This is a genomic window from Pseudomonas cichorii (assembly GCF_015471405.1).
Lineage (GTDB): Bacteria > Pseudomonadota > Gammaproteobacteria > Pseudomonadales > Pseudomonadaceae > Aquipseudomonas > Aquipseudomonas serbiensis.
Genome location: NZ_BLVZ01000024.1, coordinates 1 through 16121 on the forward strand (window position 1 = coordinate 1; position 16121 = coordinate 16121).

General features: G+C 55.3%; 11 protein-coding genes. 3 read left to right on the plus strand and 8 right to left on the minus strand.

Features of this window, described 5'->3' with window-relative positions; all coding sequences use genetic code 11:
• Window positions 1–2874: RHS repeat-associated core domain-containing protein (locus JL015_RS26750; RefSeq protein ID WP_307726281.1), on the plus strand; the 2874-nt coding region annotated here is incomplete at its 5' end.
• 47 nt (window positions 2875–2921) lie between these two features.
• Here JL015_RS26750 and JL015_RS26755 read toward each other — a convergent pair.
• From JL015_RS26755 to JL015_RS26765, 3 genes are all read right to left on the minus strand, one after another.
• Complete coding sequence (locus JL015_RS26755) at window positions 2922–4376, minus strand: hypothetical protein (RefSeq protein WP_201020594.1); 1455 nt, start codon at window positions 4374–4376, stop codon at window positions 2922–2924.
• 85 nt (window positions 4377–4461) lie between these two features.
• Window positions 4462–6471: a hypothetical protein gene (locus tag JL015_RS26760; protein ID WP_201020595.1), complete on the minus strand. Its 2010-nt coding sequence runs from the start codon at window positions 6469–6471 to the stop codon at window positions 4462–4464.
• A gap of 239 nt (window positions 6472–6710) precedes the next feature.
• Complete coding sequence (locus JL015_RS26765; RefSeq protein ID WP_445177112.1) at window positions 6711–8978, minus strand: autotransporter outer membrane beta-barrel domain-containing protein; 2268 nt, start codon at window positions 8976–8978, stop codon at window positions 6711–6713.
• A gap of 454 nt (window positions 8979–9432) precedes the next feature.
• Here JL015_RS26765 and pabB point away from each other — a divergent pair, with 454 nt between their 5' ends.
• Window positions 9433–10788, plus strand: coding sequence for an aminodeoxychorismate synthase component I (gene pabB, locus JL015_RS26770; RefSeq protein WP_201020597.1), 1356 nt, complete (start codon window positions 9433–9435; stop codon window positions 10786–10788).
• A 47-nt stretch (window positions 10789–10835) separates the two neighbouring features.
• Here the strand turns inward: pabB and thrH are convergent, their stop codons facing one another.
• A complete protein-coding gene (thrH, locus tag JL015_RS26775; protein WP_201002440.1) occupies window positions 10836–11453 on the minus strand; it encodes a bifunctional phosphoserine phosphatase/homoserine phosphotransferase ThrH in 618 nt (205 codons plus the stop codon).
• Between the two features lie 186 nt (window positions 11454–11639).
• Between thrH and JL015_RS26780 the strand changes: the two genes are divergently transcribed.
• Complete coding sequence (locus JL015_RS26780; RefSeq protein WP_201020598.1) at window positions 11640–12374, plus strand: phosphoadenylyl-sulfate reductase; 735 nt, start codon at window positions 11640–11642, stop codon at window positions 12372–12374.
• Window positions 12375–12441: 67 nt separating this feature from the next.
• Here the strand turns inward: JL015_RS26780 and cysB are convergent, their stop codons facing one another.
• From cysB to JL015_RS26800, 4 genes are all read right to left on the minus strand, one after another.
• Window positions 12442–13416, minus strand: a complete 975-nt coding sequence (cysB, locus tag JL015_RS26785) for an HTH-type transcriptional regulator CysB (protein WP_201002444.1) — start codon at window positions 13414–13416, stop codon at window positions 12442–12444.
• A gap of 150 nt (window positions 13417–13566) precedes the next feature.
• Window positions 13567–14061 (minus strand): universal stress protein, encoded by a 495-nt coding sequence (locus JL015_RS26790; RefSeq protein ID WP_201020599.1) that lies wholly within the window; start codon window positions 14059–14061, stop codon window positions 13567–13569.
• A gap of 90 nt (window positions 14062–14151) precedes the next feature.
• Window positions 14152–15057 carry a 5'-nucleotidase gene (locus JL015_RS26795; protein WP_201020600.1) on the minus strand — a complete coding sequence of 302 codons (906 nt, stop codon included), beginning with the start codon at window positions 15055–15057 and terminating at the stop codon, window positions 14152–14154.
• Between the two features lie 26 nt (window positions 15058–15083).
• On the minus strand, window positions 15084–16040 hold the full coding sequence (locus JL015_RS26800; protein WP_201002451.1) for a putative 2-dehydropantoate 2-reductase: 957 nt from the start codon (window positions 16038–16040) through the stop codon (window positions 15084–15086).
• Window positions 16041–16121: the final 81 nt, after the last annotated feature.

Here is a 16121-nt window from a genome sequence, read left to right on the forward strand (position 1 = left end):
ACCGAGAGTGACTGGCTGCTGGTGGAAGTCGAGGATGAGCCGGAGCTGCAACTGCGTGAATTGCCCCTGACCAATACCTATCAATACGATGACTGGGGTGAACAGCGCAGTGTCACCGGCCCGGACGGGATTTCCCGGATTGCCGAAACGGATCCGATACGCAAGACCGTGCGTAACTGGGTGCAGAGCAGCGATACGCCAGCAAAGATCAGTAACCTGACTGAAACCAAAAGCAACCGGTTCGGCAAACCCGAATGGTCCAGAACACTGGATGCTGCTGACATCCTTATAGGCCAGACGGATTATGCCTATGACGGCCTGGGGCGCTGTATCCAGAAAGTCGATGCGCTCAGACGCAGCACAAGCTTCGGTTACGACGCCCTGTCACGGGTCATCAGCACCACCCTCCCCGACCTGACCGTGATCGAAAAGGATTATGCGTTACACAGCAGCGATGCCTTGCCGACAAGAATCTGCGCCAGGCCAGACAAGGCAACAGAATCCATTCTGCTGGGTGAACAACAGTTCGATGGACTGAATCGCGCGACACACGTCAGCGTCGGCCCTCGTACCACCACCCTGGTCTACAAGGGCGGACAGATGCAGGTGGATGAATGCATCACTCCCGCCAGGCACTCCATTCATTATGAATACAGCCTGGGCCTGAGCGATCAGCCAGTGCGCACCATCGCCGAGAGTGAACAGGCCGACTTTACCTATGACTTCAAGACGGCCGCCTTGATGACCTCGCAAAACAGTCGCAGCCGTACCGAGTTCGATTACAACCTGAACGGCGGATTGAAAGCGGAACGCCGCGTGGAAGACGGAGTGACACGGGAAACCCTGCATACGGCTTCCTTTGGCGGACGGGCGTTGAGCCGCCAGGAGCCAGGCGGGCTGACGTCAGTCTATGAGTACGATCAGCTCGGCCGCGCCCGGTCAGTGAAACAGGAGCAGTTGCAGGCCGGATTCACCTGGTCCAGCCTGGGTCGGTTGCAGAGTATTCTCACGACGGATACAGGCAGTGGCAACACGTTACAGACCAGCCTGCAATACAACGATCAGGGACAGGAAACCGAGCGTACCCTTGAACTGAGCGGCCACGATACCCGCACGATTACCCAGACATGGCGCAAGGACGGCAGGCTGACGTCCAGGCATCTGAAAACCGCCGACCGCTCATTGCTCGATGAAACCTTCGATTACGACGAACGCGGCCGCCTCGTGCTGTATGCCTGTACCGGAGAAACGCTGCCACAGGATCGTTATGGCAACGGGATCAGCGAGCAACATTTCGATTTCGATGCGCTGGACAATATCACTGAAGTACTCAGCACCTTTATCGATGGCAGCACCGATCAGGCATTGTTCGGCTTTGCCATTGATGATCCGACGCAACTGGTCAGCATCACCCACACTCACCCGGACTACCCTGCCAGCATCACGCTGGATTACGACGCCGATGGCAATCTGTTGCACGACGAAAATGCTCAGCTACTGGCTTATGACACTCAGAGCCGCTTGCTGGGTGTAACCGCAACAGATGGCACAGCGGCAGCGCAATACCGCTATGACTCGCACAACCAACTGGTTGGCGTCAGTCAAGGCAGTCAAATCGAGGCGCTGCGTTTCTATCAGGGCGAACGCTTGAGCAGCAGTATTCAGGGCAACGAAACCACCTGTTATCTGTATGGCGACAATCAACCGCTGGGGCAGCAGACCCTCGGCGATGGGGCAAAGACCCTGTTATTCATGACCGACGCCAAGCAAAGCCTGCTCGGCGAAAGCCAGCAGGCCGATCTGCGCACGGCGGTGTACAGCGCCTATGGGGAACGCAGCAGTGACGATGGCATGCGTAACCTGCTGGGCTTCAATGGTGAAGTGCGCGATGAGGTCAGCGGCTGGTATCTGCTGGGCCGTGGCTACCGAGCCTATAACCCGATACTGATGCGTTTCCATAGCCCCGACAGCCTCAGCCCGTTCGGCGCTGGCGGGCTCAACCCTTATGTCTATTGCCTGGGCGACCCGATCGGCTTCGTCGACCCCACCGGGCATATGTCCCGTGGTCTGTTTCTGGGGCTCAATATCGCAGGCCTGGTGCTGGGGATCATTGGCACCGTTGCGACCGGTGGAGTGGCTGCGCCGGCATTGACCATGCAGTTCGGCATGTTCGCGGTTGCCCAGACGGCGGGGGTTGCGGCGGTGGTGACAGGCGGGATCGGAGCTTATACCCCGGATACACAGGCCAAGAAAGTGCTGGGTATAACAAGCACTGTGCTGGGGATCATATCGACTCTGGCGGGTGCGGCGACACTTTTTACGAAGGAGTCAAAGTGGTTTTCCGTCGGGATGTCAGAAGCAGCACCTGAGGGAGTAGCTCCTGTTGCAGCCTCCAGGGCTTCCGAAAGCCTTCCTGACCTCACAAACAACTTCAGAATGCAACAAAACCCTTTATATAACGGGGATAACGCCTTTCAATTTCCTGAATTAACCTTACCCGAAGGCACAAACGCAAACGTATTAGGTGTTCAACCTCCAGCCTCATTACCAGCTTCAACCAGTAATTCAATTTCAGCATCATTACCAGCCTCAACCAGAAGTTCCATTTCACCTCCACCTCCACCTCCACCTCCACCTCCACCACCGCCAGCAGCAACACCATTGAGAGATTCCATCTCTGCTACAGCATCACTCTCCAGACGGGGAAGCACTAGCAGTACGACATTACAAGCTTCTCCGAGCACTACAGATCCAGACATTCCACCACTTCTCAAGTTCTTTCAAGCTAATGGCAGTAGGTTCGGAAGATTCTTGACATTTGAAAGTGCACCAAGCAGATTAGTTACCAACATCAGAGCACTAAGAGTCATATAAAAATCAAAATAACCAGTCAGCCCCGACCAAAAGTCGGGGCTGATCTCTCAAGCCACCAATGTCAACTCCTGCGGCCTGAACACTCTATAAGACAACCCTCCATCGAAACTCACTTCAATATATACCGAGAAGACCGCATTGAGTTTCAACTGTTCCAGAAACGAACGAACCAGCACGGCATCGACTCTCTCTGCAACGATCTCACTTGAAGTTACCTCACGCGCCTTGAACATGTCGAAGTACAGATCGCCCCCCGTATTCTTGTCCACTCCCTCTGCCCGCATATTCATCTTTTGCTTCTCGGCCATAAACACCCATGCCCGGGTGAAGAAGTCTGCTCCACCGGCGGGTACTGCAGAAAGACGAAGTGTCTCCGGTGTCCCGCTTGCCTGTTCGCATTGTGGCTGGGGAAACCGGGCATCGGGAATCGGCAGGATGGTCAGCAGATACTTCCCGGACTCTTCAACCTTGCCACCCTGATGGGTCAAGGTGTAATACACCTCGACTTCTCTGCCTGAACCTATATTGCCGGGTACTGCGATAGCCGGTATTCCATACTCAAGACCACCCGCCGCGATGGGGGTAGTTGTGACGTGGCTGGCCTCGGGAGTAATACCGGTCCAGTAGACCGTGAGCAGGTCGGAGGGCTGCAGATCGATTTCCGAGGGGATGACCACCACGGCCCCATCCGTGACGAGCATCGGGTCCAGTGTTCCCTTGCCACCGCCTGCTGGCAGCGATTTCCTGACCGAAGGCATCAGCAACGGAATCGGCTGCGCATCCACGGACAGCAGTGCGGCGCGAGACAATACACTGAGGTTTCCGGCCCGGTCCTGAACTTCATAGGTCGCATACCGCTGGCCATCGCCACCGGCAACAATCACATCGCCATCGATTGCGATGTCCAGGCTCATATCGACCAAGCTCAAGGTCTTCTCACCCGCCAGCAGAGAACCAACCGGTGCTTGCTCCCAATACCAACTGATGGTGTCGCCGGGCCGATGGGGGGAATAGGTGGGGACAGTGGCCGGAAGTGTATTGTTGTGCTCCTCCAGATAACGGGCCGTGACCCTGTTACCGATCAGATCGGGAAGAAAAGCCAGCGGGTCTTTATTGCCGGCAAGCGTGGCAGGAGTCCTGTCGATGGTAAGGGTGACGGGATCGGAGTCGTTAGTGTTGCCGGTTGAAAGCGTGACCTTGTAAAACAACTGGTGCGTACCTTCAATCAATTCAGCCAGAGGAATCTCCGCAAACAGAGTGTCTGGATCAGTGATGGGCGTCGTGAATGTCTTTACAGCCACTTCCCGGCCATCCCAGTTCAGCACGACCCTTTCATTGCGGCCCGGTGCTGGATCGCTTCCGCCCCATAAGGGAAATGTTACTTTCAGGTCTCTTTGCAATGCCGCCAGAGGCAGAAGATTGGTTTCTCCTCCCGGAATGTCCGGCAAAGTCTCTGGCACTACTGGCGGGCTCAAGTTCGCTAAAAAATCAGTCGCATCCATATCGCGTTTCTCCCATATAACCTGCCAGGGAATATAATCGGCCACACCCCTTGCGCGCAGACACGCAAGTTGTCGGCCTCACACTTCATGGTTTGGGTTCTGGCGGCGGCACTACGCACGTTAGATCCTCACCCGGGATAAGAAGCGAGACATACTGCTTCGCAGGCATTGGATTAGCCGGGACAGGCGTACCACCGCCCGCGGGTGTTACGGTATAAGTAACTTCCGTAAACCCCCTTTTGATCGGCAAGATATGATCAACGTAGGGTTCCACAAGAAACAGGAAACCATTGTCCACCTCCTCCTGCTTCAACGGCGGATGAACATGGGTAAATCGGGTAGCAGGAATGGCCGTGGTGCCATCGAGCTCATACCCCTGCCATACCGCAATCACCTCATCACCGACGGCTAGGTCTTTATCTGCTGGAATCTGCACCCTGAAACCAAACTTTGCAGTCGGATCGTTATAATCTTCCGAGCGCAGGGAAATGCATGAAAGCGTCCCGTTGCCCAGATCATCCACGAAGACATCGGGAAAAGTGGCAGGCTCGAAACTGATCCGCAAGACATCGACATTGACTGGCGTAGGAGGAGAACTCTGGGGGTTATTGCCGTTATCACTGTTGATGGTGTAATACATCGGCAGTGCCGGGTTATTGGCCTGGGGTTCAATGGCTGTCCAGGGAATGGTAAAACTGATCGGGTCCCCTGGTTTTTCATTTGCTACCGTGAACTCATACACCGGAGTTTCCTGAGTGCCCCAATACAGTTTCAATACCTCAGTAGGCAATACAGGCGTATATAACGTCGTGGTTGCATTAATGTCCTTACCGTCGTCGGAGGGTGTAAGGTGATCCTGCCCACCATCGGCCCCGGTCAGATGCACTTGCGCAAGTGTCGGATTAACGGGGTCGGGCTCATCGGGATTCCCCGGGCCAATGGTCGAAAAGTCAACATCGATACCCAGAGTCAAGGGTGCATCGGGGAATAACAGCGTCCCACGACTGACCTGGTAACTGACCTCCAAAGGTTTTTCGCCAGGCCCCAGATACTCAGCCTTCAGAGTCCCCCAAGGCACAGTGACATACACATCACGAGGCATGGACCCAGGCTCAACAGGAGCCAGATCAGTTCCACCCCATTTCACTCGAACAAGCGTACTTGCAGGATTATTGAACGCAGGAACAAGCACGGTGACACCCATATGCGCATCGGCCAGGTCCACCAATGGCCCTAATGGAACCTCCGGTGGCTGAAGATCGGCAGGCAGCGCCCCCAGCTGCACATCCACTACAGTAATCTGGGAAACGGCACTCACATTTCCGGCCTTGTCTGTCAACCAGTACACAGCCAGCGTAGGGCCATTGACCTTGTCTTCGATAAAGGATTTCTGGATAGGAATTTTCCGGTCCGCCGGGATCACCACCGGGCCGAAAGCTGGGTTCGGAGCGTTAGGCGAATCTGGCATTCCCGGCCCCCAATACACCACGACCTGGTCCTCGTCGGTAATCCCTGGATAGTCCGGCAGCGTACAGACAAACTCAGTCACTCCCCCCGCAAAAGTCTCGTCAGTAATAAAGTCTGCCGGGACAATCAATGCCGTGGGGAATGCAAGGGCTGGATCCGGATTGAAATAAGGCGGAGTCCTGTCAATCGTAATAGTGAGAGGACTGGAACTGTTATTAGTCCCTTCGTTTGTAAAAATTTCGTATGCAATCGTGAATACACCCTCATGAGGGATATTATCATGCGGAATATTCTTCTCCAGCGGAAAATCAGTTGCGTCCAGCGGCCCCATGAATCGCTTTGAATTGACATAAATGATATAATCCTCACTATTAGTGAGTGTTAAAACAACATCTACATAACCCGTACTGACAATCGGAAGATGCCAATAAGGAATTTGCACATCAAGATCACCCACTAAATCCTTGACACGGAGTAACCCCGGCGGCAAGCCTGCAATAATAGCGCTTACCAGCGCAGGATCAAGCAAGGCATCCGGTGAGGGATTACCTCCCCCTCTCTTCACCTGTGAACGCATATACTCGCGACGCTTCTGTATGCCTTCCGCAATTTTATGAGCATTCGACATTTCACTCTCCTTGAGTTCAACAAAAAACCTGTATACATAAGGCGAGCAGGAATGATTCGTTCAAGAGCGGCCGAGCCTCCTGTTAACACCGCCCCTGCTCGAACACCATTAAACGCCCCCCGTGAAGAGTTGGATACTGTCAGAACTGCCAGTACCCGGCAGATGAATTAAACCTTCCGATATTCGTTTCACGAATAAAAAAGGGAAGCTTTCGCTTCCCTCATGATCCATGACAACCCTTACCAGTTATAACGCAACCCTATATTGGCACCCCACGGCTGCTCAAGTTTCTTGCCATTGCTGTAATCGAAATCGGCATGCAGTTGCAGGCGATCCGACATTGAAACGGCAATACCGGCACCCAGTTCACCTCGCGCCCCGGAAAGATCATTATTGAAGTCGTTGCCATTGATCTTTACACCATTGTCCTGAGAAAACTCATGCACGTAAGCGGCACGAATATAAGGCTGGGCAATCCGGCCCTCGCCCAGATCGAAATCACGACCTGCCGTAGCACCCAGCTTGCCGACCAGTGACCGGGTATCATCACCTTCAGCCCGCATGCCGTTGTCCAGAGAATAATCCTTGCCCTCAACCATCAAGCCTGCCAGTTGCGTGTAAGGCTCGACGAAATAGCCATCATCGAGCTTGATATGCTTGCCGAACTCGACGGAAGCCCCCACACCACTGTTGTCGTAATCGCCCTTCGACTCGGAACCATCACTCAGGCTGACATCGGCTTCATTACGAAAGCGGTTGAGCTTGAGAACACCGTCAAAGTAGTAGCCGCTGTCCTGATCGAGCCAGGTCGTATAAGCGCCGACATAGTAGCTGTTGACCTGCCCGGTGGTACCGCGATCAAGGTTCAGGTCCGACTTGCTGTAACCACCCAGCAGACCGACCAGCCACTGCCCGTCACCCCATGGCAATGGGGCATCGGCACCAAAGGAAAGCCCTTGTTGTGTCTGTTTGTAACCGACATCGGACGCGGCCTTGGCGTCAAACTTGTTGCCATAGGTACGAATCCAGCCGCCTGGCTGCCCGCCCTTGAAACGCAACTCACCCATACGGCTGCGCAGGGTGGACAACTCGCCATACCACACAGTAGGCGCCGTATTGAACAATGCCAGTACCGCGCCAGTGCTCGAACTGACCTTGCCGGTATTGACCAGATACCAGTCGTTACCACCTTGCTGGCTGAGTTCATAAGTGTAGGTGCCCATATCTACCGGCCCGTTGAGCAACGAGAACTGTGCGTCACCACTGGCGGTATGCACCACATGCATGGACGAGTCGGCAAGCGGATCGGAACCGGTCGCCCCCACCAGCAAGGAGTGATTGCCGGTTGCAGTACCAGTCACATCGAGAAAGTCGACTTTGCCCTGGGAGAAATCGGCGTCCATGACAAATGTGCCATTACCTGACAGATTGCCCACCGACAACCTGTAGAACGCATCCGGCTCACCCATCTTGATGAAGCCGCCATCCATGGTCAGGTTGCTGACCGTGGAGTCTTCAACCATCACCCACCTCGCAGCACTATTGATCGCCAGGCTGCTGAGGTTTTCAAGACGGCCCGTCAGAACGGAGTTATTGGAGAGTGCAACATTTGCAGTACTGCCCGCTTCAGCGATCACGTCGCCCGTCAGGGTGCTCTGGTCCAGGCTCAAATCCAGCTTGCCACTGTCAGTGACCTGAACATTTCCCGCAAGCGCACTGCCTGATACATCCATTGTGGCCGTAGCGCCATTGACCTCGAGAATATTCCCGTTCCCCCCCGTCAGACTTGAGCCGTTCTTTACAATGATGTTCGTCAAGTCAGTGCTGCCAAAAGGGGGATCAACAACGATTGCAGCACCTGTCTGCCCAATGACCTGGCTGTTGTCCAGTTCGATGAAAGGATTACCAGGGCCCGAAACATCACGACTTTGAGTGACGTTGATACCGTTTACGGCCCCGGAAATGACCGTACCGTTAGTGGCCCTCAACTCCCCGTTGAACATGTGAACCCCAACGCCATTGGCACCCGTGCCACTGACCTGACTTCCCGAGAGCGTCACAGTGCTCCCTGCCAACATATCAATGCCTATTTCATTTGCGCTCACGATAGTGCCATTCATCAGCGCATTGGCGGCAGTTACGCGCATGCCAATAAGTGCATTTGCCCCCCCGATACTGCCGCCAATGAAGTTCCCTGCACCGCCCAGAAAACTGATGGCAATACCTAAGATAGCCCCCTCACCCGTCACCTGCGTATCCGTAAAGTTCAGCGCACCGCCGTGCTCCACTCTTATATAAGTAGCCTTGGCACCATCGGCATTAAGCACCCCTCCATTCATGACAAACCACTCAGTCTTATAGTAAGTGCTATCGATATACCTGGGGCCTCCAATAACGGTTTCCGCCAGAGCGGCACCATGATAGCCAAATAACATCAACGGAGTAATCCACAGTGTTCGCAATGCTCTGCCTGAAGCAGCAGACTTCGACGAATTATAAAAAAACATGACTTATTCCTTCGTTTTATAAAAGCGACAACGACAATGCGTACGTCATCAACGGCGCCGAAGAATAACAATACAAAACCTATAATCATGTAGGACCTTTCCTAGAGGAATGTAGCCTTATTCCCACGAACAAAAGATAAATAAACGATGAAGAGCCAATCAATTCACAATAAAAAAAGCAGGCTTATCCCTTTCAAGAATAACTGAATCATTTCATTAACATTCTCTTCCTAGATTCATACAAGCTATTCAAATCAGCGATAAAGCACTTGTACATCACGACCTGGGACACGATGGAATTAGTTGTAAAGCTGCCTTTACAGTCAAATGATCATTTCCATCAAAATACTTCTTCAGGACAAGAATACAGCCCGTTTCCCAAACAGAGTACTAGGAGATACTGGCACTTGAGCCTTAGAATCACCCACCCGATACTGCCGACCGATTTCTGCGAATGCCGACCTGCACCCTTTACCCCTTGCGCTATTCATCTGACCCTGCTGAATACTTCAAACGGGTCCGTCACGCACCGGGCGCCGTGTTGCTGGACAGTGGTCGTCCTGAGGCGGATCGCGGAAGGTTTGATCTGCTCAGCGCATGGCCGCTGGAGCATCTGGTTGTAGAGCCAGGTGAATCCGGTACGGCGTTTCTGCAACGGTTGCGCGACGGCCTTGAGCGTCTGGGCGTTGCACAATTGCCCTATGACAGCGAACTGCCCTTTGCGGGTGGGTTGATCGGCTATCTGGGCTATGACTTCGGTCGTCGCCTTGAGCCGTTACCAACCCTGGCTATCGATGACCTGCAACTGCCGGATGCTCGCCTGGGCCTGTATGCCTGGGCGGTGATCAGTGATCATCAGGCAGGCACCACGCAACTGGTCTGTCACCCTGCACTGCCGGAATCTGAACGCTTGCGGTTGCTGGAGCTGTTTCAGCAGCCGGGCAGCGACTCGGTCCCGAGCGAGTTCCGCTTGAGCAGCCCTTTCCAGGCCGACCTCAGCGCACTGGATTACCGCACAGCCATTACCCGTATTCAGGACTACATCCAGGCGGGTGACTGTTATCAGGTCAACTTTGCCCAGCGCTTTCAGACTCGCTGCGAAGGCGACTCATGGACTGCCTACTGCGCTCTGCGCGAAGCATGCCCAACGCCGTTTTCCGGCTACCAGTCATTGCCCGACGGCGATGCGATCCTGAGCCTGTCGCCGGAGCGCTTCGTCAAAGTCAGCCATCGGGAAGTCGAAACCCGCCCGATCAAAGGCACCCGCCCACGGGGTCGCGATGCAATCGAAGATGAGGCCTATGCGCAGGAACTGCTTTCAAGCATCAAGGACCGCGCCGAAAACCTGATGATCGTCGATTTGTTACGTAACGATCTGGGCCGCAGTTGCACCACCGGTTCAGTGAAAGTGCCGGAGCTGTTCAGCCTGGAAAGCTACCCGAATGTGCATCACCTGGTCAGCAGCGTGACTGGCGAACTGGCGGCAGACAAGGATGCTCTGGACCTGATCGCTGGCAGCTTCCCCGGCGGCTCGATTACCGGTGCCCCAAAGATCCGCGCCATGCAGATCATCGACGAACTTGAGCCCACACGCCGCGCCTTGTACTGCGGCTCGCTGATGTACCTGGATGTGCGCGGTGAACTGGACAGCTCCATCGCCATCCGCAGCCTGCTGGTGAAAGACGGCAGCATTTCCTGCTGGGGTGGCGGTGGAATCGTGGCAGACTCCGATTGGGAGTCGGAGTATCAGGAGTCTTTTACCAAGGTGCGGGTGTTGCTCAGGACACTGGAGAACTTTATTCGCGACTGAAGTCGCTCCTACGGTATGTGCAGGAGCGACTTCATTCGCGAATGGATCTACAGCGACAGATCCCGGTTCGAGGCCTTGATGAATTCCTTTTTCAGGTCTTCAAAGGTATGCACCGCCGGGAACTGCGGGAATTCGCGAATGACGTTTTCCGGGGCATGGAACAGGATGCCTGCATCGGCCTCGCCCAGCATGGTGGTGTCGTTGTAGGAATCGCCAGCAGCGATGATGCGGTAATACAGGCTCTTGAAAGCCAGTACCGACTGACGCTTCGGGTCTTTCTGACGCAACTGGTAGCTGACGACGCGATCCGTCTCGTCGGTGATCAGTCGATGGCACAACAAGGTCGGAAAACCCAGTTGGCGCATCAGCGGCTGGGAAAACTCGTAGAAAGTATCCGACAGAATCACCACCTGGAAACGCTCGCGCAGCCAGTCGACGAATTCGACCGCGCCGTCCAGCGGCTTGAGGGTGCCGATCACTTCCTGGATATCCGACAGCTTCAGGCCATGCTCATCGAGGATGCGCAGCCGCTGCTTCATCAGCACGTCATAGTCGGGAATATCCCGAGTGGTCGCACGCAGCGATTCGATGCCGGTTTTTTCGGCAAAGGCAATCCAGATTTCCGGGACCAGCACCCCTTCCAGGTCGAGACAGGCAATTTCCACAGAACACTCCTCAATGGGATTTCAAGATCAAGCGAAGCGGCACTCTAGAGTCTGTTGCCATTTCAGCGCAAGCCGTACTGGCACAAACCCAGAACACGTCAGACAGGCCATTGAGCGATGGATTTTGTTACCATTGCCGCCATCACGAGCGCTTAAGCGCCACTCTTGTACCTAGGAAGCCGCCTGATGAGCCAACCCTTCGACGTCGCTGAACTCGCCGCGACGTATGCCAACAAGTCTGCTCAGGACATTCTGAAACTGGCCTTCGCACATTTCGGTGACGAGCTGTGGATCTCCTTCAGCGGTGCCGAAGATGTGGTGCTGGTGGACATGGCCTGGAAGCTGAACAAGAACGTCAAGGTGTTCAGCCTGGATACCGGTCGCCTGCATCCAGAGACTTATCGCTTCATCGAGCAGGTCCGCGAGCATTACAGGATCGATATCGAACTGATCTCCCCGGACCAGCAAAAGCTTGAGCCTTTCGTCAAGGAAAAGGGCCTGTTCAGCTTCTACAAGGACGGTCATGGCGAATGCTGTGGCGTTCGCAAGATCGAACCCCTGCGCCGCAAGCTGTCAGACGTCAAGGCCTGGGCCACCGGCCAGCGTCGCGACCAGAGCCCTGGCACCCGGAGCGCGGTAGCCGCCCTGGAAGTCGACAGCGCCTTCTCGACGCCCGAACGCACGCTGTACAAGTTCAACCCTCTGGCACAGATGAGCAGCGAAGAAATCTGGGGCTATATCCGCATGCTTGAGCTGCCTTACAACAGCCTGCACGAACGCGGTTTCATCAGTATTGGCTGCGAGCCCTGCACGCGCCCGGTATTGCCGAACCAGCACGAACGTGAAGGCCGCTGGTGGTGGGAAGAGGCGACGCAGAAGGAATGCGGGTTGCACGCCGGGAATCTGATTACCAAGGGTTGATGGTCGTTTCGCGGATGAATCCGCTCCTACACAGATTGCGTGGGAGCGGATTCATCCGCGATAGACATCAATGCACAGGCAGTTCCACACCCTCGAACAGCTCTTCCAGCTCCTGTTTGTTGTGGCAGTGAATCGCCTTGGCCATGACTTCGCGAGTCAGGTGCGGAGCAAACTTCTCGATGAAGTCGCACATGAAGCCACGCAGGAAAGTACCGCGACGGAAAGCAATCTTGGTGATGCTTGACTCGAACAGGTCGCTGGCATCAAGAATGACCAGGTCACTGTCGAGCTCTTCATCCACTGCCATCCTGGCAACGATACCGACCCCCAGATTCAGGCGCACATAAGTCTTGATCACGTCTGCGTCCGCCGCCGTGAAAACGACCTTGGGCACCAGCCCGCGGTGGCTGAATGCTTCATCAAGCTTGGAGCGCCCGGTGAACCCGAATACATAAGTCACGATCGGGTATTCGGCCAGCAGCTCCAGGGTCAGCTTGGGTACCTTGGTCAGGGGATGGCCCTGAGGCACCACTACACAGCGGTTCCAGCGGTAGCACGGCATCATGACCAGATCACCGAACTGCTCCAGCGCTTCGGTAGCAATGGCGAAGTCAACGGTCCCGTCAGCCGCCATTTCCCCGATCTGCATCGGTGACCCCTGGTGCATGTGCAATGCAACGTCCGGGTATTGCTTGATGAAATTACTGATGACAGGCGGTAAGGCATAACGCGCCTGGGTATGGGTGGTTGCGATCGACAAGGTGCCCTTTTTCTCGTTAGAGAATTCCTGGGCAATTTGCTTGATGCTTTCGACCTTGCGCAGAATCTCGCCAGCAGTGGTGATAATGCGTTCACCGGCTGGCGTGACCCGTGTCAGGTGCTTGCCGCTGCGGGCAAAAACTTCGACCCCCAACTCGTCCTCAAGCAAGCGTATCTGCTTGCTGATGCCGGGCTGCGAGGTGTAAAGGCTCTGTGCCGTCGCGGAAACGTTGAGGTCGTGGTGCGCCACTTCCCAAATGTAGCGCAATTGTTGGAGCTTCATATGTATCCCTCAAAGCAGATAAACCCTAGGGGTATCAGCGACGGTATATAACTGGATTAATGGTCGGGTGAATAACGCTAGAACTTTTTATCACCTTTGAGAGGTAATCGCACGCTCGATTTCACTTAAACCATCATTTACACCCCCACCCTACCCCCGTCCTCTGTTCTGCATCATGGGCACCATGTAAACCGGTACATCAGAAAGCTGTAAAACCCTGGCGGCCGTACGACCTATCGGCGCGCCCTCTTTCGCCATATGGCTATGACTACCTAGCACCAGCAAGTCCACTGCCAGCTCGCGTGTCTGCTCAAGGATCACATTGCATGGCTCCCCTTGAACGACCCTCACTGCGCGGATGAAAGACAGGTCTTTATGACCTTCTCCTAGTTCTTCACGAAACCCGTCGAGCATCCTTTGCTCTATTCCATCCATGAATGTACTCACGCCCTTGCCGTGAAGGTCCTTCAACGCATCCTCCCCCAGGTAGCTCTGCAATACCGACTCGGCGAACAGACCCATGGGCTCGACAACATGAATGACGTAAAGGCCGGCATTGAACGTTCGAGCCATTGCCAGCGCATGTTGCACCACGTAAGGCGCATACAGACCGAGGTCTGTGGCATACAGGATCGAACGAATCATATAACCTCCCGAACAACCGGAATGACGGAGATTGATTCAGCTTAGCAGCGCACCCAAGACTACGAATACGGCTTATTGCGCCTTGTGCTGTCAAAGCTTTATTTCATTACTGATGCCGTGGGGAACATGGCCGGTAGCTACAACCTCCCGGGCCTTTTCGCAATGGCCGGGCTGATCGTCGAAGAAGACATCGGCCGCGAACGCCTCAAGAAAAGCAGACTTCTGCAAACCACCCAGAAACAGCGACTCGTCCAGACGAATATCCCACTCGCGCAGGGTGCGGATCACCCGCTCGTGGGCCGGAGCAGAGCGGGCCGTGACCAGGGCCGTACGAATCGGGCAGTTTTCCTCGGGAAACTCGCGCTGCAACAGGTTAAGCGCTGCCAGAAACGGCTTGAAAGGTCCGCCGCGCAAAGGCTCACGCGCCGACTCGCGTTCACTGGCCTGAAAGGCCGCCAGCCCGCCGGTCTGGTAGATGCGCTCGGACTCGTCGGAAAACAGCACCGCATCGCCGTCGAACGCGATTCGCAACTCGGCACTGGCCGCCCGCCGTGCGCCACCGGAAAGAATGGTTGCCGCAGCGAATCCGGCATCCAGAGCGCTGCGTACGTCCTCGGCATGGGTTGAAAGAAACAGGTGGCAGCCAAACGCCGCCAGATAAGGATAGGGACTGCGCCCGCCGACAAAAGCGGCACGGGTGATATCCAGCCCGTAATGCTGAATCGAATTGAAGACCCGCAACCCGGTATCGGCGCTGTTGCGCGAAACGAGTATGACCTCGACCCGCGCCTTGCTGAGGCTGGCGTTGAGACTCAGCAGCTTTTCCACCAGCAGATAAGCGTCGCCCTGCTCCAGCACCTCGTCTTCATGATCGATCTGATACTGGCGATAGGCTTCGACTCCGTCCGCCATATACACCGCATGGCTTTCACGCAGATCGAACAGTGCCCGCGAGGAAATCGCCAACACCAGTTTATGCTCATCACGGTCTGCCATGATCGCCTCCTTGTTGACTGATCGAATCAAACGTTTCGACGTCCGATGAACGCCAGAGACTGATAGAGCACCCTGACCCGCGACATGTCGTATCCAGCCTCCAGCGCGGCGGCCAGCGGCCTGGCATAGATGGCCTCCAGCTCCAGCGGTCGCCCCTCGACGAAGTCGTGGTGCATGCTGGGTTTGTAATCCGGCATCTTCCCGGTCACCTCGAACAGTTGACGAGCATACCCTTCGGGCAGGACATAGCCACAAGCCTCGGCGCCCTGCACCACCTCATCCATCAATGCCTTGATCAGTTCACGACTGCAAGGATCGACCATCAATGGCGTAGTGCTGGTCTGCAACAGGGCAGACAAACCGTTATAGGGCACATTCCAGACCAGCTTCTGCCAGCGGGCCTGCTGCAGATCGGCCATGGCATGGGATTCGACTCCTGCCCTCTGAAAAAGCGCCGTACATTCTTCGACCACTGCCTGACGGCTTTCCTGATCAACGGCCGGGCCACTGTGATACCCGACACTCACGGCACCAAAAGCCTGATGGGTCACAACCCCGGGCTGCGCACGATGCACGCAGATAAAACACAAACCACCCAGGAGGTGCAGACTCTCGGGCAGCAAGGGCCGCAACTGATCCTCCACTCCCAGGCCATTCTGCAAAAGCAGGACTTTGGCTCCCGGCGCCGCAGCCCGGGCAATGACAGGCGCAAGGCCGCCATTGCCGGTACTTTTGGTGCCCACCAGCAACCAGTCGCAAGGCGGCATGTCTGCAACGGAGCAATAAGCCTGGACCGGATTGAGCGACAGATCACCATGCACCGCACTGTTCACCTGCAGGCCGTTGCGAACCACTGCATTGAATTCACTGCGCAACAGGAAATGCACGTCAAAACCGGCACGCGCCAGCATCAGGCCATAAAAACCACCAATAGCACCGGTGCCGATAATGCCGATCCTTGGTCGTTGCGTATCACGGGTCATACTCATCCTCTCAATATCGTCTGCCTCATGGCAGTTCTGATTGTCCGCACACTATCCGATGCATGCCGACCGGTTGCAAAT

Bases quoted from the DNA above. Each gene is read 5' to 3' on its own strand.
- JL015_RS26755 (WP_201020594.1), bottom strand. From the start codon at position 4,376: ATGGATGCGACTGATTTTTTAGCGAACTTGAGCCCGCCAGTAGTGCCA.
- JL015_RS26760 (WP_201020595.1), bottom strand. From the start codon at position 6,471: ATGTCGAATGCTCATAAAATTGCGGAAGGCATACAGAAGCGTCGCGAG.
- JL015_RS26765 (WP_445177112.1), bottom strand. From the start codon at position 8,978: ATGTTTTTTTATAATTCGTCGAAGTCTGCTGCTTCAGGCAGAGCATTG.
- pabB (WP_201020597.1), top strand. From the start codon at position 9,433: ATGCCGACCTGCACCCTTTACCCCTTGCGCTATTCATCTGACCCTGCT.
- JL015_RS26780 (WP_201020598.1), top strand. From the start codon at position 11,640: ATGAGCCAACCCTTCGACGTCGCTGAACTCGCCGCGACGTATGCCAAC.
- cysB (WP_201002444.1), bottom strand. From the start codon at position 13,416: ATGAAGCTCCAACAATTGCGCTACATTTGGGAAGTGGCGCACCACGAC.
- JL015_RS26790 (WP_201020599.1), bottom strand. From the start codon at position 14,061: ATGATTCGTTCGATCCTGTATGCCACAGACCTCGGTCTGTATGCGCCT.
- JL015_RS26795 (WP_201020600.1), bottom strand. From the start codon at position 15,057: ATGGCAGACCGTGATGAGCATAAACTGGTGTTGGCGATTTCCTCGCGG.
- JL015_RS26800 (WP_201002451.1), bottom strand. From the start codon at position 16,040: ATGACCCGTGATACGCAACGACCAAGGATCGGCATTATCGGCACCGGT.